Genomic DNA, 19439 nt, shown 5'->3' with positions numbered 1-19439 from the left:
CTAAACTGTCAACGTCATGATGAAAATTCGGCGTGGGGTACAAAAAAAGTCCTCATACCAGAGACTGGCATGAGGACTGTACGAAGCGATATCTGGTCGGAAGATCAGAAACCGGCGCTGACGCTCGCAATAGCAGAGAACGGAGCTGCGATGGCGTAGGTGGGGACAGAAGCACTGACAGTCTTGCCAAAAATACCAACTGTCGGCTTGGCATTGGTCTGAAGGCCCTTCACGAAGCCCAGGTATGCCTTGTCTGTAATGTTGGAGAAGTTCAGCTTGATGTTCGGGCTCTGCAGGAAGCCAATGGTCTTGAAGCGGTAGCCAACATTCACGTTCATGACGACATAGCCTGGAATGGACTGGTCGTTCATGAAGGTGGAATACTGCTTGGCAACATACTTCAGGTTGTAGGCACCGAAGAGGTGGCCGTCATCGTAGTCAAGGTTGAAGGCAGCCTGGAACTTTGGTGTTTCTGGAGCAAATTTACCTTTGGTGCGCAGATAGTCGATGCCTGTACCACTGCCTGCCTGCAGGTTGCTGCCCAGACGGGCATCAACATACTCGAAGGAAACATACGGACGTAGGTGATAGAAGATCGGGCGCGTTCCGATTTCAGCATCCACACCGTTTGTTGTCTGACCGCCAGCATTGATATTGGTGGAGTAGTAATTCGTGCATGCAGAGTCCATGCACTGGCTGGTGGACATCAGACGGTTCGTGAAGTCGTAATGGAAATACGTCAGAGAGCCCATAATGGTTGGGCCAGTGTAACGGTAGCCCACTTCTTCAGAAATCGAGATTTCTGGCTTCTGGTTCGTGTTGGCGTGCGTTGAGTAGCCGGAACCAGCATAATAGGCGCCGGAGTCATACAGCGCATAGTTGGTTGGCATACGGAAATTGGTCGCAGCAGACACAAAGATCTGGTTTTCCGGATTGATCTGGTAACGAGCTGCGAAGGTTGGCAGCGGTTCCTTGTATGTCTGGCTGATATTGCGGCCCGTGGACGTGTTGGGCAGCATGTTGGTGCCAGTACGAAGTACAATCGCGTATTTGAAACCAGCGTCGATTGTCAGCTTGTTATTTAGAAGTGACAAGGTGTCACCAATGAACATCGTGTGGACGCGTGTCTGCGTTAGCGTGTTGCGGTATTGGTATGTCTGTCCGTTGGAAAGAACAACGTTTTCTGCGCTGCCCCAGATGTCCCAAGGATTACCGTCTTCACCGACGCCTGTGTAAGGGCCCTGCTGTGACTGCTTCGAATATTCGAACCAGTAACCAACCATCAGGCGGTTTGCACCTGTTGTGAGGGTCAATTTCGTGGTTGCACCCGGGCGATAGGTTTTGGTGATGGACGGGTTGTAGAGGGTGCGCGTTCCGCTTTGCCCGTTGATGCTACCTGTAACCTTGGTGGTACCGTAGCTGAGGCTGTTCAGGTTAGTGCTGTATGCGCTGCCGCCACTACCTTCGCCATACCAGAAATACGGTGTTTCCGTCAGAACCAGGTGATCAGCCAACTTGAAGGTGGAAGGTCCACTGACATAGATGTTGGTGAAAGGATTCTGGTGCAACTGATAGTACGAAACGCCCTTGTCGGACGCGCTCGTGTTGTAAGACGAGTTCCAAACCGTGTTGGAGATCGTTGCGCCAGTCGTATTCTTATACGTCGTGCCATCGGCACGGGTACACGTTGCGTTATTGGAGCATGGTGCAACGTAACGGTTTCCAACGCCGCGACCATAGGCATTCCAGGATGCCTTGTTCACGCTTGGTGTCAGATAATTGTAAAGACGGTTACCCACGATCGCGAGAGAGACGCGGTTCCCGTCACCCCAATCGTTTACGATTTTCGTTTCCGCGTGCAGCTTACGCTGCGTAGCATCGCTGTTATTCACACCTTCGGTTGCATAAGACCCGGAGAAGTAGGCACGCAGATTGGTGTGACCAATCTTGCCTGTGTCGAGCCGCAGGAAGCCACGGGTGTAATCGTATGAGCCGTATGAAACGTCGAATGCGCCGCCAGCCTTCATCTTCGGGTCGATCATATACATGTCGACCACACCGCCTGTGGCGCTGATGTGTGGGCTATCCAGATCTGCCGAACCCTGGGCAACGCGAACGGTGCGAAGGTTTTCGGAATCAACGATTTCCTGCGAATACACGGCGAAGTTGCCGATATCGTTGATCGGGAAACCTTCAAGGGTGAAGCCGATCTGTGAGGAATCAAGGCCGCGCATGCTCATGGAGCTGCCAGAGAGGCCTGCGGGATCAGTTGAAGAGACGTTTGCACCCGGGAGCAGGGAAATCAACTGCATCGGGTCAGCGCCCGGAACCTGCTTCTCGATAAAGTCACGCGAGACGGCCGACACAGACTTTGCGCTGTCCTGCTTCTCCATCAGACCGCCGCCAACGGCGCGACGTGTTACGCCGTCGAAAGAATGTCGACCGCTGACGGAGACATGCTCTTCGTGCACGTCCGTCGGAGCCGTATTACCCATCATGGATGGGGCGGCTACTTCCGTCTTTGGATGAGCCTTTTGATTTTGATGTTTCGTATCTGAAACAGGCGCTGCAAATGCTGGCAGTGTGCCAAATGCGATCAGCGCTGAGGTCGAGAGGAGGCGTGTAAGGCGCATCGTCTGTGGGGTCTTTCTCGGCCAGGTTGGTTTGGTTCGGCCGAGAAAGACCATGGTTTGCAGTGATCTTCAATCAGATCATGTAAGTCACACTATGACATTTAGGGTGTATGGTAATTTCGCAACAACACAGTCTTTCCGGGGCTATTTATAGAGCGATAGCTGTATGCTTTGTGACAGTTTAGAGAAAAGGGTCCTATTTTTCCCTTTGTCTATTCTTGGCGTTACGGGCGCAGCGCTTCATCCTGCTGGTAGAGCTTGCGGATTGTAGTGCCGTAACTTCGATTGCGTGCGGGTTCTGATTCAGGTGTGGGATGACGTGGCCCCGCATGGCTGGAACGAGTTCGGGCAGTTGCGCAATTTGTTCCATAGGAAACAGGTTATCCACCTCAAGCTGTCCGTCCTTTCCGCAAATGTACCAGGCCTGCGGGCGGAAGACGTGGTCTACGTCATATGGAGATGACTGGCTTTCCACATGTGTGATGGCATCGTCCAGCGTGTGGAATGAGCGGTAAAGTGCATTTACAGAAGGGTGGATCTTGACTGTCGAAGTGCCGCCTTTTCTTGCGAACGCCCAAGCAGAAACAAATCGCTCTACCGGATCGCGCCAAATGGCAAAGCTCGGCAACTCCTTGGAAAGCTCCGGTGTGACGTGGCGATAGTATCGGAACGTCTGATGCATCATGGAACAGCCGTAAAGCTGGTTACAGATTGATGTTCCGCCATTTTTGGGAACATGAATAAACAGTGCACCAGCACTTCGAATACATTCCAGACGTTTCAAGCGCTTTTTGCCCAAGGGCAGGTGCAGATGCAGTTCAGCAGCTCGTTCGTGAATGTCATTGAATTGCTGAACGCGGAAAAGTCGGCAGAGAAGGGATTGTGGAATGCCGTCTGGTACAGGCCTGAGTACCGACGGTTCAGGAATTTTTTCCTGAACCAGGGTCGAGTATGACGGCATATTCTGTAGCTCCGGTTTTCAAACTGGGGCCACACTGGTCTACGAACCCAAAGGGGTCAAAGACCACCTCGTGACAAAAAGAAACCTCTTTAACAGCTTTGTCATGAAGCTCAGGAATGAGGGTTTGAATGCGTTTCCAGGCCTATGCGTTTTCCATAATGACGGGCCAGAAGCGTGCAGGTGAAAAGCTGGATCTGGTGATAGATCATAAGGGGCAGAACAATGATGCCTACCGAGGCAGAGGGAAAGATAACGCTCGCCATCGGAACACCAGAAGCCAGCGATTTTTTTGAACCACAGAACTGAAGCGCGATGCTGTTTTCCGTGGACTGGTTCATGCCCTTGCCCATGAAATGCGAGGCCACCAGCACCAGCGCAAGCATGAAGCTGTCCAGCAGCGCCACCTCAAGCAAATGAAGCGGTGAAACGCGGTGCCAGATGCCTTCGACAACGGCTGAACTGAACGCGGTGTAGACGACCACGACGATGGAGCCACGATCTGTGAACGAAATCAGGAATTTGTGGCGTTTGACAATCGGGCCAATCCATTTCTGAAGGATCTGCCCGAGAATGAACGGAAGAAGCAGTTCCTTGGCAACGTCCAGAACGCTCTCAAGGGGTGAGTGACCTGCACCAACGTGACCAAGGACAATGCCTGTCAGAAGCGGGGTCAATGCAATACCTGCAATATTCGACACAGTGGCTGCGCAGATGGCCGCAGGAACATTGCCGCGTGCAATCGAAGTCAGGGCAATCGAGGATTGAACGGTTGAAGGCAGGCAGCACAGGAAAAGAATGCCAGCCCACAGATCTTCTCCGAACAGCGCATTCGGGAACAAATTGCGGAAGAGCAGATGCAGCCCGATGCCAAGAAGCGGGAAGAGAGCAAATGTGCAGAGTAGAACCGTTCCCTGAAGGCGCCAGTCACGCACGCTTTCGATAATGGCATGGCGCTCAAGTTTGGCCCCCTGGAAGAAGAACATCAGGGTGATGAGAACCGTGACGACCTGCTGCAGGATATGTTGCATTTCCCCGCGGCAGGGCAGGACGGAGGCCAGGACGATCGCGCAGATCAGGGCCATCAGGAAAGGGTCTAAGCGCTTCATGACGTCCTTATGTGCGTATTCGCAACGGACATGCAATGTCCTTCCTCTTTTTGAAGACGGGCGCTTTCCTGAAAGGCTTCCGGGTTAAGCATCCTCCTGTATGGTGGAGGTATGACAGATCGAAACGACAGGCCCGAACTCGGGCGCCGCACGGCTCTGGCCAGCATTCTAGCCGCAGGAGCTGCTGTCGGCAGTAGCCGGATTGCCAGAGCCGCCGAGGAAACGCCGATGTCTGCAATGACTCCTCATCACGATGAACCCAGCAATTCCCATCAGGAGCCGGGCAATCATCCGGGGATAGCAAGCCAGCCCGTTGTCAGAACGCAAAGTGACTATCTCTATCGCCCCACGGTTCATTTCTCGCCACAAACCGGCTTCATGAATGATCCCAATGGTCTGATTTTCGACGGGCAGACGTATCATCTCTATTACCAGTACGACCCCTTTGCCCCCTATGCGGGTCAGGTGCACTGGGGGCATGCAATCAGTACGGATTTATACACGTGGCAGGATCAACCTATCGCGATTGATCAGACAGCCGCTGGCGAGGCGTATTCAGGGTGCGTGGTTCTGGACCGAAATAATGATTCTGGTCTTTTCCCCCCGAAGGCAAGCTCCCCTACGCAAGGGGACACTCCACCCGCTCCCAAGACGGCAACGCAGGCGGCAGTTGAGGCCTTGGCTCCGGGCTTGACCAAAGCCACGTCAGATGTGCCATTTTCGCCGGAAAACATGGATGTTCTTGGTCCGGGGACGAATGCTCCCTTCGGACATGTCTTTGATCCACCGACAACAGCTGAACTTCCGCCAGCGGCTCCTTCGGTGCCGCCGTTACCATCCATGCCAGGTGGTCTGGTCGCTCTTTACACGCGTGCTACACCCCAGAAGCAGACGCAGTATCTGGCCTGGAGTCCAGATGGCGGTAAGCGCTTTATCGACTACGAGCACAACCCCGTTCTGGATATCGGGCTGAACTCTTTCCGCGATCCGAAAGTGTTCTGGCACCAACCCAGTGGAAAGTGGGTCATGGTCGTCGTGAAGGCGCGGGCTCACAGGGTGGCCTTCTACGGATCGATTGATTTGAAACACTGGATGCATCTCAGTGATTTCGGGCCAGCAGGTCTGTTCGGCGTGGATTATGAATGTCCCAATCTTATTGAATTGCAGGTTGAGGATGAGGGGAAGACGTCCCGTTGGGTTCTGTTCGTTTCAGTCAATCCCGGTGGACCTCAGGGCGGAAGTGTCACGCAGTATTTTGTAGGTGACTTCGACGGTGAGCGCTTTATCCCCGAAAATACGGTCATAGGTCTGACGGACTTCGCCAAAGACAGCTACGCCATGCAGGTTTATGAAAACATGCTGCGCAATGAAGCTGTCTATTTCGCCTGGTTTGGGAACTGGCAGTATTGCGAAGAGGTTCCGAACAGAAGCTGGCGCGGTCTTATGACCCTTCCGCGAACCTTGTCGCTCAGGCGGGACGATATGAACTGGCTACGGTTGGTGCAGCGTCCTCGAGGACTGGAAATGCTGAGAGGCGAGCAGATTCCCTTTCGGGTTGAACGTATTGCTGCTCAGAGCGGCGTTCAGGTCTCCATCCCCACAGGACAGGCTATTGAACTTTCTCTGACGGTAACCGTGGATGAGCGCAGAAACCCTCAACCTGATGGCAACAAGGGACGAGCCGGTCGCTTCCTGATTGTCTTCTCCAACGGTCAGGGAGAGTCTCTCTCTATCGGGTTTGACGCATTTTCAGCTCAGCTCTGGCTGGATCGCGGAGATCTGCATGGCTTTTCGCAGCCATTTTTCACGGAGAGGTTTTCCACACCGCTAACGGCAAACAGCCGACGTTTCTCGTTGAAACTGGTTCTGGACGCGTGTGCGCTCGAAATCTTCATCAATGATGGCTTGTCGGTCGGGACAGCTCTGGTGTTTCCTGCAAGTCCCTTGGATACACTCAGTCTTCAGGCGACAAACGCTGGTGCAACCATCGAAAATCTCAGTCTGTATCCTCTGCGGAAAACCATGGATCGTCCGACCGCCGTATGATCGCAAACAGCCAAGGCTTCTGAACCGCGATACACGGCAGGCAGAGAAAGAGTAACAATGCATTTTACCCAGACCTTTGATGCGCACTCCTTTCTGGATACGTTCGGAAGCTATCTGGCTGCTTTTGTATTTGGGACGCTGATCGGGGCGGAACGTCAGTTCCGCCAACGGACCGCCGGGCTGCGCACCAACGCGCTGGTCGCGATTGGTGCGTCTGCTTTCGTAGATCTCGCAGAGCGTATTGGCGGAGATGTCTCGGCCATTCGCGTGATTGCCTACGTGGTATCAGGTGTCGGATTTCTTGGCGCCGGCGTCATCATGAAAGATGGCCCTAATGTGCGGGGCCTGAACACTGCGGCAACACTCTGGTGCTCAGCCGCCATCGGTGCGTGCACAGGGTGTGATATGATTGCAGAGGCAGCTCTGCTGACCGTCTTTATTCTCGGTGCCAATACGGTGTTGAGAGTTCTGGTGAAATGGATTGATCGGCGCCTGCCGCCGCAGATTGATGCAGTGGATCAGGAATGACGGCTCTGTTCGTGAGTCTCGGCGCAGCTAAGACGAGCTAGGCTTTAAGGCTTAGCACAAACAGATTTTTTTATTTTCTGGGAAAAATGGTGCCCAAGACCGGGATCGAACCAGTGACACTGCGATTTTCAGTCGCATGCTCTACCAACTGAGCTACTTGGGCACCGGGCTTAAGGTGAGACACCCGCTGCGGAAACGGGGTTTAGCTGATGATTCGCTTGGGATCAACCCTCAGTATGAGGATATTCTTCAGAGTCTTCTTCATTATCCTGCCTGAAGGATGGAACACGGTAGTTACCGTTGAACCAGCGCCCCAGATCAATGTCTGCACAGTGCTGTGAGCAGAAGGGCCGAAAAGCCGGTTCCGTTGGGCGATTGCAGATAGGGCAGGTGGCACTCATGACAGGCTCCAGCTTGCGGGGGATGCGTTTGGATCCATGACCAACTCCAGAGGAGCGGCCCGGCGGGAAGTAAAGTCACTCAGGGCTTCCGGATCGTTCTCCAGAGCCCTGATGAGAGAAATGGATGCTGTCAGAGTGCGACCCTTGCGGTCTTCTCGTAAAATGGTGCGGAGCACTGACAGCGCCCTCCCATGTGGGGAGGACAAAAGCTCATGCAAGGGAGGTCTGCGCCGCGGGCGAGTGATTTCCAGAAGGCCGGAAGGCGTGGCCCCGAGCACTTGCGACTTTAACGGATCATCCAACAGGGCATCGCGCAGAAAGCTGACGAGGGCAGGCCTCTTGCGGGTTTTAACGCCTGCGGGATCAACCAGCAGCGTCCCTGACAGATTGCGGAGGCGGATCTGTCGCGCCAGGGCCGGAAAGCTTGCAACGTTTCCCTTGAAGTCAGGAGCGCTGGCGCTGTCCAGGTCTATGGCGATCAGTGCGGGGGTGGGAAAGATACTGGCTGTCAGTTGGCCAAGATCTGCAAATTCGGAGCCAAGTTCGTCAAAATCGCTTTCCAGCGTGTCGTCAAAAGCCTGCTGGCATCGCTGAAACCGAGGGCGCAGTCGGGCCGGAAGGCGCGCGGCAATACCTGGCGCATCAACGTACAGAGGGGCGTCAGGATAGCGGTCTGCCAGCTCTTCCAGTGGTGAAGGGCCGCATGCCAGAAGCGTCGGTGCAACAGGCATATCCGGCACAGACTCTGCTTTACGCAGGCGCAGGCCCTTGCCATTCTGTGCGGAGCGGCTGACGCGGACGGAGATCAGTTCTCCTTGAACCAGCGCATCCCGGCAGGACAGAAAGCCATTATCTCCGTTGTGGAGTGTGACAAAGGCCCCGCCCAATGCGGGAGCGACCGTTTGGATGCGCGCAATATGCCAGTCATCAAACCCATCCGGAAGGCCGGGACGCCAAATGGCCGCATCCAGAAGGGTCTCATGGTCCGTAACCGCAATCCGCACATCGCCCGGAGAGCAGGCGGCGCGGATCTCGATCACGCGATCCACCCACCCTGACGACGGGGCTGCCCGCGCAGAAGCTGTGCGGTTTCGAACAACGGAAGACCCACAACAGCAGAATAACTGCCGCCAATCTGCCGGATATGAGCTGCGGCAGCCCCTTGGATGGCGTAGCCGCCAGCCTTGCCCTGCCAGTCTCCGTTGGCGATCAGTGCGTCGATCTGGCTGTCAGTCAGCCGGTGGAACGTGACGGCCGTTTCCACAAGGCGCTCATTGGCCACACCGTCCGGCCAGGCAGAGGTGGGACGCAGAGCCACTGCGGTCAGCACTTTGTGGTTTCGGCCTGAAAGCAGCCGCAGACACGCGCGTGCAGTTTGTTCATCCTCCGCCTTGGGGAGAATGCGTCGTCCAACCGCAACGACAGTATCCGCACCGATCACCAGAGCTGCATCCTGACGCTGTGCGGCTGCATGGTCAGCTTTCGCTCGGGCAAGACGCTGGACCAGCGCGCGGGGAAGTTCACCGGGGCGCGGTTCCTCATCCACATCTGTGCCGATGACGTCATCAGGCACGATTCCAATCTGCTTCAGAAGAGCCAGACGTCGGGGAGAGGCAGACGCCAGAACAAGCGCCGGGCGATCTGTCATGCCGTTTTCAGGCACGGGAGACTGGGAAAGGGGCATACGCCGCAGTCTCTTACTTGAAGCGGAACGTGATCCGGCCCTTGGACAGGTCGTATGGGGTCATTTCAACGTTTACGCGGTCACCAGCGAGAACGCGGATACGGTTCTTGCGCATCTTGCCGCTCGTATGGGCGAGAATGGTGTGCTCGTTGTCGAGCGTGACACGGAACATGGCGTTGGGCAGCAGTTCCATGACGGTGCCGGTGAACTCGATAAGGTCTTCTTTGGACATGGGAATCCTTGCTTCAGGGACAGGGTAAAGGTCTGCGGATGGCAGTGGCCCCGATCGGAGCCTGAAAATCCAGTTCCGCTATGTGCGGACTGTCCGGCAAAAGGTCAAGCTTAACGCGGTTTTTCTGATGTTTTTGGCCGAAATGATTGTGGACTTTTCACAAGACATACCGATTGTCCATGGCACCGGGTATGAAAATGGCAGAAATGGGCTGGTGCTTCGGTAATATGAAACAAAAGCGGGACGGCTTCTGACAGCTCCGCCCCGCAGGCGAGGACATGCGTGGCGAAAAGGTATGAGTGGGTGCGAGCGGTGCCTTCGATTGTCTGGGCTTTGGTCCTTGCCGTGCTCATGGGGCTGGGCGAGGGCCTGCATCTTGTCCCGCTGGATAGTCTAAGCCGTTTTCCAGTTTTCCAGGACGGAATCCAGGCCGTCGCTGGGCAGCGGTATTTCCTGGGCGATGCGTGGCAGTGGCCTTTGCTGGACACACACTCGCTCCTGACCCCTCGGGGTGCCAGCGTAGCAATGACAGACAGTACACCGTTACTGTTGTTACTGTTCAAACCGTTCGTGGCTCTGCTGCCCGCCGGATTTGTACCTTACAGGCTCTGGCTGGTGTTCTGTTTCCTCATGCAGCCGGTCTCTATGGTTCTGGCGCTGTCCGCTGCGGGTGAATGGCGTTTTACGGCGTTGATGTCCGGAGCAATCCTGGCTCTCTGCATGCCATTTTTTCTGGGACGTATCATTCATCTCAGTTTGATGGGGCAATTCCTTCTTCTGTTGGCATTTGCGTTTTATTTTTCCCTTGTGCGGGGGAAAAAGTGGGCTTTGGGGCTGACGCCGATCTTTCTTGTGATCTGCCTGCTTATTCATCCGATCCTGATGCTGTTGGGTTCTGGAACCATTGCGGCAGCAGCTCTGACGCTTCTGTTTCGGAGGGCTAAGGCGTGGCGTGAGGTAGCCTGTTCATGCGGGGCTGGAATTGTATTGGTCCTGATCGTCAGCGAGGTGCTGGGATATTTCCGGTATGCTCAAGGCGCTGGCGGGTATGGCCTGTTCTCCATGAACCTGCTGTCGCCCATCTGGCCCATGCATTCCGATCTGCTGGCGTTTATTCCTGCGCTGCATTACGGCATGGAGACCCAGTCTTTTGAGGGCTATTCCTATCTCGGTGCAGGGCTTCTTTTGCTTCTGCTCTGTGATGTGGTCTTTTGCAGGCGCGAACTTCTGAGCGCGATGCGGCGGCATGCCGGACTGTCGATTTTCCTTGGAATTATGGCGCTCTACGCTGTTTCCAACATGGGATATGCAGGCTCATACCGGCTTTGGCACATAGCCCTGTCGCCCCCTTTGGCAGACGTTTTTCGTGCAAGTGGACGATGCTTCTGGCCTGTAGGATATGGCCTGCTGATCGCGGCAATCCGTCTATCCCGCTTTATACCGAGAAGGGTCGGAGGCAGCCTGCTGATTGTCTGTGCCTTGCTGCAATTCCTGGACACCCGCTCGTTACGCGCGCAGGCACATGACCTGTGGAAGGCCGATTTTCCTGTTACGGGCGTTACCAGGTCTTTGACAGGTTTGATTGGGGACGCGCAGCAGGTAGCGCTCTACCCCGTTGCAGGCTGTGGATTGGATCTCTACGGCCCGGATGCCGATCGGATTATGACTGTTTTTCGGCTCTCTGCCGAAAAAAACCGTCCGATCAATACGTTCTACCTGTCCCGCCCACCTAAAGATTTTGCATGTGGCAGAGAAAGGCCCCAAGCCAAACAGGTGGAGGGGACGCTCGAAATTTATGTGGGCGGATTGCAGCCTGCAGCCAATCGGCACTGTCAGGATTTAGACGGCCTAAAGATTTGCCCGCCCTCGTAAGGGCGGGCGAACACTTAGTTTTTGATCTGGCCCAGACGTAGGGAAAGACTCAGAGCATGAGCATCCAGCCCTTCCGCCTGTGCGAGAGCAACACCCGCGGGGCCGATCTTTTCAAGTCCGGCTTCATCTGCCTCAATGGTCGTTGTGCGTTTGATGAAGTCGAACACAGAAAGCCCTGATGCGAAACGGGCCGTGCGGCTTGTGGGCAGAACGTGGTTAGGGCCACCAACGTAATCGCCGACAGCTTCCGGGCAGTAGCGGCCCATGAAAATGGCCCCTGCATGGCGGATTTTCGCACTGAAGGCACGCGGTTCGTCGAGCAGCACTTCAAGATGTTCAGGAGCAAGCTGGTTCACAATCCGGGCGGCTTCATCCAGATCCCGAACGATAATGACTGCACCATGGTCTTCCCAGCTTTTGGCCGCGATAGCGGTACGGGGAAGGGTTTCCAGTTCTGTCTGGACAGCCGCCGTTACTGCATCTGCAAACGCGGCATCCGTGGTGATGAGAATGGCCTGTGCCTGTTCATCATGTTCAGCCTGTGCCAGCAGATCGACTGCTGCCAGACGGGGATCATTATTCCCATCTGCCACAACGACAACTTCCGAAGGCCCGGCGATGCTGTCGATGCCAACATGGCCAAAGACCTGTCGCTTGGCCTCTGCCACGAACGCATTGCCTGGACCGACGATCCGGTCCACCGGAGCAATCAGTTCTGTTCCATACGCCATGGCGCCCACAGCCTGTGCGCCGCCGATCCGATAAATTTCTTCCACGCCGCAGAGACGGGCCGCTGCCAGAACAAGAGGGTTCAGCACTCCATCGGGAGATGGAACACACATGGCTACGCGTCGCACTCCGGCGACGCGCGCGGGAAGGGCATTCATTAGAACCGAGGAGGGATAAGCGGCTTTTCCGCCGGGCACATAAAGACCCACGGCATCCAGAGCCGTCCAGCGCATGCCAAGCCGGATTCCTTCGTCGTCCGTGAAATCCAGATCCTTTGGCATCTGTGCAGCATGGAATGCTTCAATACGCCGGGCAGCAGTTTTGAGAGCATCCATCAGGTCTGACGGGACAAGATCTGCCTGCGTGGCAATTTCTTCCGCGCTGATGCGTAGTTTTTCAGCAGGCAGAGTCAGGCGGTCAAAGCGGGCCGTATAGTCACAGAGCGCTTCGTCTCCGCGCTGACGAACATCAGCCAGGATGGCCCGGACAGGCTCCGCAACGCTGCGCTCGTCACTGCTGCGATCTGCCAGAAGGTTCGCAAGATCCTTTTCAAAACTGGCGCTCAGGGTGTCGAGACGTTTCATTTTGACGCTCCCTCAGTGTTGAGGGCTGCCCGGAAACGCTCGATCAATGCGCCAATCTCTTCAGGGCGCGTCTTGAGCGCAACGCGATTGACGATCAGGCGGCTTGTGACGTGGGCAATGGTTTCGGTTTCCATGAGGCCGTTGGCACGGAGAGTGGAGCCTGTATCAACCAGATCCACGATTACGCTCGCCAGATCCAGGGTCGGCGCAAGCTCCATGGCACCATTCAGGTGCACGATTTCTGCATTCACGGCGCGGGACGCAAAGTGACGTCGTGCAATGGTCGGATACTTCGTGGCGACACGTAGGCGTGACTGGGACGCTGCCGGATCTTCAGTGACGGTTTTGGGGCGCGCCACGGAAATTCGGCAGCCACCAATTCCGAGATCAAGCGGTGCGTAAATGTCTGGATAGTCGAATTCCATCAGGACATCTGCGCCACAGACACCAATATGCGCTCCACCATACGCGACGAAAGTTGCGACGTCGAAAGAACGGACGCGCACAACATCCAGATTTGGATAGGAGGTGCCAAATCGCAGCCGACGGCTGCTTTCCTGAAGGCAGTCCGCATCGGGTTCGATGCCTGTTCGTGTTAGAACGGGGGCTAACGCCTTGAGAATCCGCCCTTTTGGAAGGGCAAGGATCAGCGGAGAACCGCTTCGGTCAGAAGTGTCCGTTCCGGTCTGAGGCGCTGTCATGGGGCGTCTGTCCTTGCTGTCCGCAGCCAATGAAAAGAGAACAGCAGCGCATATCACGAAGCGGCGGTCTTCCAAAATTTCTTGACAGGAAGGATGCATATCGATGCATCTTGTATGCATGTCTGCAAACATAGAGACATTGCTGTTTCCGACCCCCCTTTCTGCTGCGAGTGGCCTGCCCCTGCGCGCACAGATGCGGGAGCGTATCCTGACAGCGATAGGGTCTGGTCTGCTCTCTCCGGGAGACCAGCTTCCCACGATGCGGGCGTTGTCAGTTCATCTTCGGGTTGATCTCAACACTGTGCAGCGTGCTTACGCGGAACTGGAACGGCTGGGTGCCATCGAGACATATCGGGCGCGAGGCAGCTTTGTGAGCCAGCATCCTCCATCGGCCGATATTGATCGAAAGAAGGGAGAGCTCATGGATCTCGCTGCGGCAACAATCGCCCGGAGCCATGCCTTGGGGCTCGATCCAGACGCGCTTCTCCAAGCCATGCAGCACCTTCTTGAAGCGTCTTCGCCCACAATTGCGCCAGATACCGGCGCCGGAAAGGCATAGTCATGATTTCGTATCCAACACTTCCGTCGTCCGTGTCGCGGCGCAGCAATGGCCTTCCTGTCAATTCGGTGTCTATTGCACTGGCTTTCGGGTGTATTCTGGCCGGTGGGGGCTTACAGGCTCTGACCTTTAACCTCGCCTTCTCAATCATCGGCGTGGTGCTGGGCGTTCTCGTCCTTCTGTCTCTGAAGATGTGCAATTCCTGGCAGCGTGCTCTGGTCTTGCGCGCCGGTAAAATTCAGGGTTTGCGGGGACCTGGGCTGTTTCTCATCATCCCTTTTGTAGATCAGGTCACCGAAGTGGTTGATCAGCGGATCAGGACGGTTCCGGTGCATACGCGGCAAACCCTGACGCGTGATACGACGCCGGTAGATGTGGATGCTGTTGTTTTCTGGATGGTTCATGACCCACTCCGCGCCATCACGGAGCTGGATGACTACGAGGGGTCCGTGTCCATGGTGGCACTGACGACCCTGCGTGAGGTGGTCAGCAGCTCTGATCTTGCTGTGTTGCTGGAGGATCGTCGCAGAATTGATGACCAGCTTAGGGACCTGATTGAGGTCAAGACGCGCGAATGGGGAGTTACGGTGCAGGCCGTTGAGATCCGTGATGTTCAGCTGCCAGATAATTTGCAGGATGCGATGAGCCGTCAGGCGCAGGCAGAACGGGAACGCGCAGCGCGTGTTACGCTCGCCAGCGCCGAACGTGCTGTTGCTGTGGAGCTCGCGGCTGCAGCCAAAACATATGAAGCCTCACCGATTGCCCTGCAGATTCTTCAGATCAACCGCGTTTTTGAGATGAACAAAAACCGTGGAACGACCATCCTGATGCCGACCACCATGGCCGACGCGATGGGCAGTGCGACCGCCTTTGCTGCGGCCGTGCAGGCTGCAACGCAAACTGATTCTGAAGTACCATCAGCCTGAATCACGTCAGAACGTGGCTTTTGATGAGAGGCTCCAGCCAGTCCACGAATGTTGTCACACGATCACCAGCGGAGTGCCTGTGTGGATATAGAATGGTCATGGGCAGAGCCTCTGCGCACCATTCAGGCATCACGCTGACGAGCTCTCCAGCCTGGATGTGCTGCTGCACGTCGTAGGCCGGAATTTGGATCAGACCCAGCCCGGCCAGGCAGCAGGCAATGAGGGCTTCAGCGTTATCCACCGTCACGCGACTGGGTGGCGAAGCGGTTCTGGTCTCTCCGCCCTCCTGCCATTCCCATTCTTCCGGTCGGCCAGTAACGGGGGATGCATATCGCACCACGTAATGATCGTTCAGGGCATCTGGGTGGGCAGGGCAGCCAAACTGGTCAAGATAGGCCGCACTCGCGACGTTAATCAGATTGAGTTCTCCGATCCTGCGACTGATGAGACCGGAATCCTGCAACGGCCCTACACGCAAAACGCAATCCGCTCTGTCTTCCACCAGATTGATGGCTCTGTCTGTGACGCCAAGATCGACGGACAAGCCAGGGTGACGGGATAAAAAATCGGGTAAAGCCGGGGCAACAATGAGACGCCCGATCCTGCCCGGCATATTGACCCTTACGACACCGCTGAGGCCGTCACGGTCTTTCCGGAACAGCGTTTCAATGTCCTCCACCTCTCCGATGACGCGCAGGCACCGCTTGTAAAAAGCCAGTCCGTCCTGAGTGGGAGAGACCGCGCGTGTGGTTCTGGCGAGCAAACGCGTTCCTGCGCGCGTTTCCAGATCACGAATGGCTGTGGAGATGGTCGAACGTGGCATGTTCAGCATGTCAGCCGTGCGTGTGAAACTGGAGGTTTCAACGACTCTGGTGAAAATGCGGAAGAGGTCGATCCGGTCCAAAAAAATCTCCGCAGAGCAGGGCCCTGAGTTTGTTCGTGATTCCTGACAGGTGTGGTCAGGAATACAGCCTTTGTTGTGTTCCGTCAGACGGTAGCCTGCGCGTTCCATTTCAAAAACGCGGAGACCGGATCATGACAGATCACAGTATCAAAGGAAAAACGGTTCTTATTGCTGGAGGCGCCAAGAACCTTGGCGGCCTGATCGCTCGGGATCTTGCGGCTCATGGGGCTCGGGCCATCGCCATTCACTACAACAGTGCAGCGACAAAACCCGATGCGGACGAAACGATCGCGGCTCTCAAAGCTCAGGGCGTGGAGGCCGTCGCCTTTCAGCAGGACCTGAGAACAGCTGACGGGAACACCAAGCTGTTTGCTGACACTGTGGCTGCGGTTGGTCGGCCGGATATTGCGATCAATACGGTCGGCAAAGTACTCAAGAAGCCGATGGCAGAGACGTCTGAGCAGGAGTTCGACGAGATGTTCGACGTGAACACGAAGTCGGCTTTTTTCTTCATCAAAGAAGCCGGAGAACATCTCAACGACAACGGCAAGATTCTGACACTCGTTACGTCACTTCTGGGAGCTTACACGCCGTTCTACGCCACCTATGCAGGAAGCAAGGCGGCCGTCGAGCATTTCACACGGGCTGCTTCCAAAGAGTACGGTGCACGAGGCATTTCCGTGAATGCGATTGGTCCCGGGCCAATGGATACGCCCTTCTTTTATGGGCAGGAAGGTGCGGATGCCGTCGCATATCACAAGACAGCGGCTGCCCTGTCCGCTCTAAGCAAGACCGGCCTGACCGATATTGAGGATGTTGTCCCCTTTGTCCGGACGCTTGTGTCTGATGGCTGGTGGATGACGGGTCAGACCATTCTTGTGAATGGTGGATACACGACGAAGTAAGAAGAAAGGGCTGCCCGGGTTTTCTCCCTGGCAGCCCTTTGCAGGCTCAGAATGTCGCGTTGATACGGCCGTAGTAGTAGCCGCCGTTGATCGGCACCTGTGCAGAGTTGGAGTCATAGACAGCGGCACCGTAGGAGCTCAGCTCTTCCGGAAGCTTGCGGGGACGAACGTTGAAGACGTTGTTACCGCCAACAGCCACATGCCAGTGCTCGTTGAAGCGATAGCCGACTTCAAGATCGGTCAGCCAGCGCGGAGTGTTCTTGAACTGGCCAAAGCAGGTGTTGGAGTAACGAAGGGCGGCCCCGCCGGCAGCAGCGCAGGTGGCAGAGGTTGGCGTCCAGTCCTGATAGGTCATCATGCTGGTGGTCTCGCCGTAACGCGTCTGCCGTACGTTGATGTCCCATTTCCCAACCGTGTAGTACGCGTTGAGGATGATCTTGCTCCGCGGGTAGCCCGTCGTGAGGTACCCAATTGTCTGCGCGTTGAGCAGCGGGTTGCCATTTGTATCGCTGGCAACATGATGCATGCGGGTACGGTTCAGATCCAGCGCCATGCTGAGAGCGAGATTACCGTAGCGACGCAGGTGGAACGTGTAGTCCGCCTTGATGTCCAGGCCCTGTGTTCGCGTGCTGGCAACGTTGGCAAAGTAATAGGCTGAGACGTTGCTGATATCGAAGGAGTTGACGGGCAGCGCGTAACCCATGGCCTGAATGGCGTCGACAGCCGCCTGACCCTTCGTGGTTCCACCTTGCGAAATGCGGTTGCGCAGATTGATCTGATAGACGTCTGCCTCCACGTGGAAGCCCTTGACCGGTTCCACGACGACACCGCCACTGGAGCTTACGGAGTATTCGGGCTTGAGCGGGCTGGCACCCAGGATCTGTGCTGCTGCGGAGCTGACAGGCAGAAGGCCGCTGGCGCTGGTCGGGCTCACACTCATCGTGCTGTAGTGCTGCTCGGCGAGGGTCGGGGCACGGAAGCCTGTGCTGATCGTGCCGCGGAACGCCAGCCATGGCGTTGCGTCGTAGCGTGTGGAGACCTTGCCGTTCTGGGCATTGCCAACATCTGTGTAATGCTCGAAGCGGCCTGCGAAATCCAGATCCCAGTGCTTCAGAGGGTGGAAATCGCCGTCAATATAGGCGGCCCAGATGTTTCGGCTCCAGGAGCCTGCATTCTGTGGTCGCAGGCCAGCATAACCCTGTGTGCCGCCAACCTCGTAAGAAGCGGGTTCACCAGCGACGATGTCATACATTTCGAGGCGATGTTCACCTCCAAAGGCAAGAACCATCGGGACGGTGTTGAAGATGTTGATCTTCCGGCGGAAATCCAGATTGTTGGTCCACTGGGCATTACGGTAGTTCAGCGCGCGCACAGTCGTGGGAGACCAGCCACACCCGGTGGAGGAATAATTGGCGACGTTGCCGTTGTTGCAGGTAGAGCCCAGCATACCGGTGTTGGCCGTATTCTTGTTGCTGATCTTGTCCTGATCCGCACCGTAAACCGTGCTCAGATCCCAGTCGAAGCCATAGAAATCATGCCCTTTGAGGCCGAGTTCACCGGCGTAGTCGTCTTCATCAATGACTTCGAGGGGAGAGAAGCCGGAGGGATAAAGCGTCGGGGCAATGCTGGGAACGCGGTAATTCTGAATGGCTTCGGCATGACGATGGGCGTAGGTCACCTGCCCATACAAATCGATTTTTTCAGTAATCGGCTTCCCGAAATCAATCCCCAGATTTTCGCGGGTTTCTTCGGGGGTGCTCATGATCTTGTTGGAGTTTTTCGGCACGTTTACAGCGTTGGCAACAACACCCGTGTAGTAGCCGTTGGTGTTCGCGCCAGTGGGCCAGCTTCCAAGAAGGCGATGGTCATTCGCGCCAGCGACAAAGTGATCCGTATGATAAACCTGTCCGCTGATGTGCATATAGCCATCATGTCCAAGTTTCAGGCCGCCGTCAGCGTTGAGCTGGTACTGCCAGCCGTCGCCATTGTAGGCGTTCGCGCCGGTCTGGGCTGACATGTTCAGGCCGTGATTCTGCTTTTTGGTGATGATGTTCACCACACCGGCAATCGCGTCAGAACCGTACATGGCTGCTGCGCCATCTTCCAGAACTTCGATGTGGTCGATCATGTTCGCCGGGATCATGTTCAGATCGACTGGCGTTGAACCGAACTGCGGTCCGGCGTTCTGAACAATGTTGGCTGTGACGTGGCGGCGCTTGCCATCAATCAGGATCAGCACCTGGTTCGGGTTCAGGCCACGCATCCGGATTGAGGATGTAAGAGCTGCGGTATCGCTTCCCTTTGCAGAAACGTTGATCGAAGCATAGGTGCGGGTCAGGGCATCTGCCAGATTCATCTGTCCGGACCGTCGCAATGTTGCGGCGGACACGACTGTTACCGGGCTTGAGCTGTCACGAGCCCTTTTGTTACTGGCGTGTGTGCCTGTAACAATCATGCTCTCATTGCCACCTTCAGCAGCGCGACGCTGCACAGCCTGACGCTTTACGGTCGTGGGTGTGGTCGCTGCCTGCGCAGGCGTATGGTGATGTACTACCTTGTGATGAGTATCCGTTGCTGCCGTTGGTGTTGCAGCCAAAGCATGGGTTTCAACAGAGGACGCCAGGAGAGACGTGGTTGCGAGGAAAAAAAGACGCCTTGATGACATACC

Annotated in this window: 16 protein-coding genes, 1 tRNA gene and 1 pseudogene; 6 read left to right on the top strand and 12 right to left on the bottom strand. The window is 55.9% G+C overall.

Annotation, left to right across the window (positions count from 1 at the left end):
- Positions 1 to 104 precede the first annotated feature (104 nt).
- From KP707_RS06195 to KP707_RS06185, 3 genes are all read right to left on the bottom strand, one after another.
- Entirely contained in the window at positions 105 to 2633 is a 2529-nt protein-coding gene (locus KP707_RS06195; RefSeq protein ID WP_086633326.1) for a TonB-dependent receptor, read from the bottom strand.
- Between the two features lie 196 nt (positions 2634 to 2829).
- Positions 2830 to 3594 (bottom strand): sulfotransferase family 2 domain-containing protein, encoded by a 765-nt coding sequence (locus tag KP707_RS06190; protein WP_249206578.1) that lies wholly within the window; start codon positions 3592 to 3594, stop codon positions 2830 to 2832.
- A 110-nt stretch (positions 3595 to 3704) separates the two neighbouring features.
- The gene (locus KP707_RS06185) at positions 3705 to 4700 is read right to left on the bottom strand and encodes a bile acid:sodium symporter family protein (RefSeq protein ID WP_211502473.1); all 996 of its coding nucleotides are present in this window, start codon (positions 4698 to 4700) and stop codon (positions 3705 to 3707) included.
- A gap of 111 nt (positions 4701 to 4811) precedes the next feature.
- On the opposite strand from KP707_RS06185, the gene KP707_RS06180 reads away from it, so the two are divergent.
- On the top strand, positions 4812 to 6746 hold the full coding sequence (locus KP707_RS06180; RefSeq protein WP_211502472.1) for a glycoside hydrolase family 32 protein: 1935 nt from the start codon (positions 4812 to 4814) through the stop codon (positions 6744 to 6746).
- Between the two features lie 57 nt (positions 6747 to 6803).
- Positions 6804 to 7235, top strand: a pseudogene (locus KP707_RS06175) (MgtC/SapB family protein); the annotation flags it as partial.
- 126 nt (positions 7236 to 7361) lie between these two features.
- On the opposite strand, the gene KP707_RS06170 reads toward KP707_RS06175, so the two are convergent.
- The 5 genes from KP707_RS06170 to infA form a co-directional block, all read right to left on the bottom strand.
- Positions 7362 to 7437 (bottom strand) — tRNA-Phe (locus KP707_RS06170).
- A gap of 61 nt (positions 7438 to 7498) precedes the next feature.
- A complete protein-coding gene (locus KP707_RS06165; protein ID WP_211502471.1) occupies positions 7499 to 7675 on the bottom strand; it encodes a DNA gyrase inhibitor YacG in 177 nt (58 codons plus the stop codon).
- Positions 7672 to 8715, bottom strand: a complete 1044-nt coding sequence (locus tag KP707_RS06160) for a ribonuclease E/G (RefSeq protein WP_211502470.1) — start codon at positions 8713 to 8715, stop codon at positions 7672 to 7674. Before KP707_RS06160 ends, KP707_RS06165 begins: the two co-directional genes overlap by 4 nt.
- Positions 8712 to 9359 carry a nucleoside triphosphate pyrophosphatase gene (locus KP707_RS06155; protein ID WP_086633285.1) on the bottom strand — a complete coding sequence of 216 codons (648 nt, stop codon included), beginning with the start codon at positions 9357 to 9359 and terminating at the stop codon, positions 8712 to 8714. Before KP707_RS06155 ends, KP707_RS06160 begins: the two co-directional genes overlap by 4 nt.
- A 13-nt stretch (positions 9360 to 9372) precedes the next feature.
- Positions 9373 to 9591, bottom strand: coding sequence for a translation initiation factor IF-1 (gene infA, locus KP707_RS06150; RefSeq protein WP_007282896.1), 219 nt, complete (start codon positions 9589 to 9591; stop codon positions 9373 to 9375).
- Positions 9592 to 9903: 312 nt separating this feature from the next.
- On the opposite strand from infA, the gene KP707_RS06145 reads away from it, so the two are divergent.
- Positions 9904 to 11463 (top strand): DUF6311 domain-containing protein, encoded by a 1560-nt coding sequence (locus KP707_RS06145; RefSeq protein ID WP_215769406.1) that lies wholly within the window; start codon positions 9904 to 9906, stop codon positions 11461 to 11463.
- Between the two features lie 14 nt (positions 11464 to 11477).
- Here KP707_RS06145 and hisD read toward each other — a convergent pair whose 3' ends face one another.
- A complete protein-coding gene (gene hisD, locus KP707_RS06140; protein ID WP_211502468.1) occupies positions 11478 to 12776 on the bottom strand; it encodes a histidinol dehydrogenase in 1299 nt (432 codons plus the stop codon).
- Positions 12773 to 13477, bottom strand: coding sequence for an ATP phosphoribosyltransferase (hisG, locus tag KP707_RS06135; protein ID WP_235271746.1), 705 nt, complete (start codon positions 13475 to 13477; stop codon positions 12773 to 12775). The genes hisD and hisG overlap by 4 nt, the downstream gene beginning before the upstream one ends.
- A gap of 103 nt (positions 13478 to 13580) precedes the next feature.
- On the opposite strand from hisG, the gene KP707_RS06130 reads away from it, so the two are divergent.
- Both KP707_RS06130 and KP707_RS06125 read left to right on the top strand, forming a co-directional pair.
- Positions 13581 to 14036 carry a GntR family transcriptional regulator gene (locus tag KP707_RS06130; protein WP_252348835.1) on the top strand — a complete coding sequence of 152 codons (456 nt, stop codon included), beginning with the start codon at positions 13581 to 13583 and terminating at the stop codon, positions 14034 to 14036.
- A 2-nt stretch (positions 14037 to 14038) separates the two neighbouring features.
- Positions 14039 to 14962 carry a slipin family protein gene (locus tag KP707_RS06125; protein ID WP_211502466.1) on the top strand — a complete coding sequence of 308 codons (924 nt, stop codon included), beginning with the start codon at positions 14039 to 14041 and terminating at the stop codon, positions 14960 to 14962.
- Between the two features lies 1 nt (position 14963).
- On the opposite strand, the gene KP707_RS06120 is transcribed toward KP707_RS06125, so the two are convergent.
- Positions 14964 to 15866, bottom strand: coding sequence for a LysR family transcriptional regulator (locus KP707_RS06120; RefSeq protein WP_202206906.1), 903 nt, complete (start codon positions 15864 to 15866; stop codon positions 14964 to 14966).
- A 131-nt stretch (positions 15867 to 15997) separates the two neighbouring features.
- Here KP707_RS06120 and KP707_RS06115 point away from each other — a divergent pair, with 131 nt between their 5' ends.
- Positions 15998 to 16771 carry an SDR family oxidoreductase gene (locus KP707_RS06115; RefSeq protein WP_211502465.1) on the top strand — a complete coding sequence of 258 codons (774 nt, stop codon included), beginning with the start codon at positions 15998 to 16000 and terminating at the stop codon, positions 16769 to 16771.
- A gap of 46 nt (positions 16772 to 16817) precedes the next feature.
- Here KP707_RS06115 and KP707_RS06110 read toward each other — a convergent pair whose 3' ends face one another.
- Complete coding sequence (locus KP707_RS06110; RefSeq protein ID WP_211502464.1) at positions 16818 to 19436, bottom strand: TonB-dependent siderophore receptor; 2619 nt, start codon at positions 19434 to 19436, stop codon at positions 16818 to 16820.
- Positions 19437 to 19439: the final 3 nt, after the last annotated feature.

Source organism: Gluconobacter sp. P5E10 (assembly GCF_018812145.1).
Lineage (GTDB): Bacteria > Pseudomonadota > Alphaproteobacteria > Acetobacterales > Acetobacteraceae > Gluconobacter > Gluconobacter cerinus.
The sequence above is the reverse complement of the archived record's forward strand: the minus strand, read 5'-3'. Positions and strand labels throughout refer to the sequence as shown.

Excerpts from the sequence above, each read along its gene's own strand:
- KP707_RS06195 (WP_086633326.1), bottom strand. The coding sequence starts at position 2,633 with ATGCGCCTTACACGCCTCCTCTCGACCTCAGCGCTGATCGCATTTGGC.
- KP707_RS06190 (WP_249206578.1), bottom strand. The coding sequence starts at position 3,594 with ATGCCGTCATACTCGACCCTGGTTCAGGAAAAAATTCCTGAACCGTCG.
- KP707_RS06185 (WP_211502473.1), bottom strand. The coding sequence starts at position 4,700 with ATGAAGCGCTTAGACCCTTTCCTGATGGCCCTGATCTGCGCGATCGTC.
- KP707_RS06180 (WP_211502472.1), top strand. The coding sequence starts at position 4,812 with ATGACAGATCGAAACGACAGGCCCGAACTCGGGCGCCGCACGGCTCTG.
- KP707_RS06165 (WP_211502471.1), bottom strand. The coding sequence starts at position 7,675 with ATGAGTGCCACCTGCCCTATCTGCAATCGCCCAACGGAACCGGCTTTT.
- KP707_RS06155 (WP_086633285.1), bottom strand. The coding sequence starts at position 9,359 with ATGCCCCTTTCCCAGTCTCCCGTGCCTGAAAACGGCATGACAGATCGC.
- infA (WP_007282896.1), bottom strand. The coding sequence starts at position 9,591 with ATGTCCAAAGAAGACCTTATCGAGTTCACCGGCACCGTCATGGAACTG.
- hisD (WP_211502468.1), bottom strand. The coding sequence starts at position 12,776 with ATGAAACGTCTCGACACCCTGAGCGCCAGTTTTGAAAAGGATCTTGCG.
- hisG (WP_235271746.1), bottom strand. The coding sequence starts at position 13,477 with ATGACAGCGCCTCAGACCGGAACGGACACTTCTGACCGAAGCGGTTCT.
- KP707_RS06130 (WP_252348835.1), top strand. The coding sequence starts at position 13,581 with ATGCATCTTGTATGCATGTCTGCAAACATAGAGACATTGCTGTTTCCG.
- KP707_RS06125 (WP_211502466.1), top strand. The coding sequence starts at position 14,039 with ATGATTTCGTATCCAACACTTCCGTCGTCCGTGTCGCGGCGCAGCAAT.
- KP707_RS06115 (WP_211502465.1), top strand. The coding sequence starts at position 15,998 with ATGACAGATCACAGTATCAAAGGAAAAACGGTTCTTATTGCTGGAGGC.
- KP707_RS06110 (WP_211502464.1), bottom strand. The coding sequence starts at position 19,436 with ATGTCATCAAGGCGTCTTTTTTTCCTCGCAACCACGTCTCTCCTGGCG.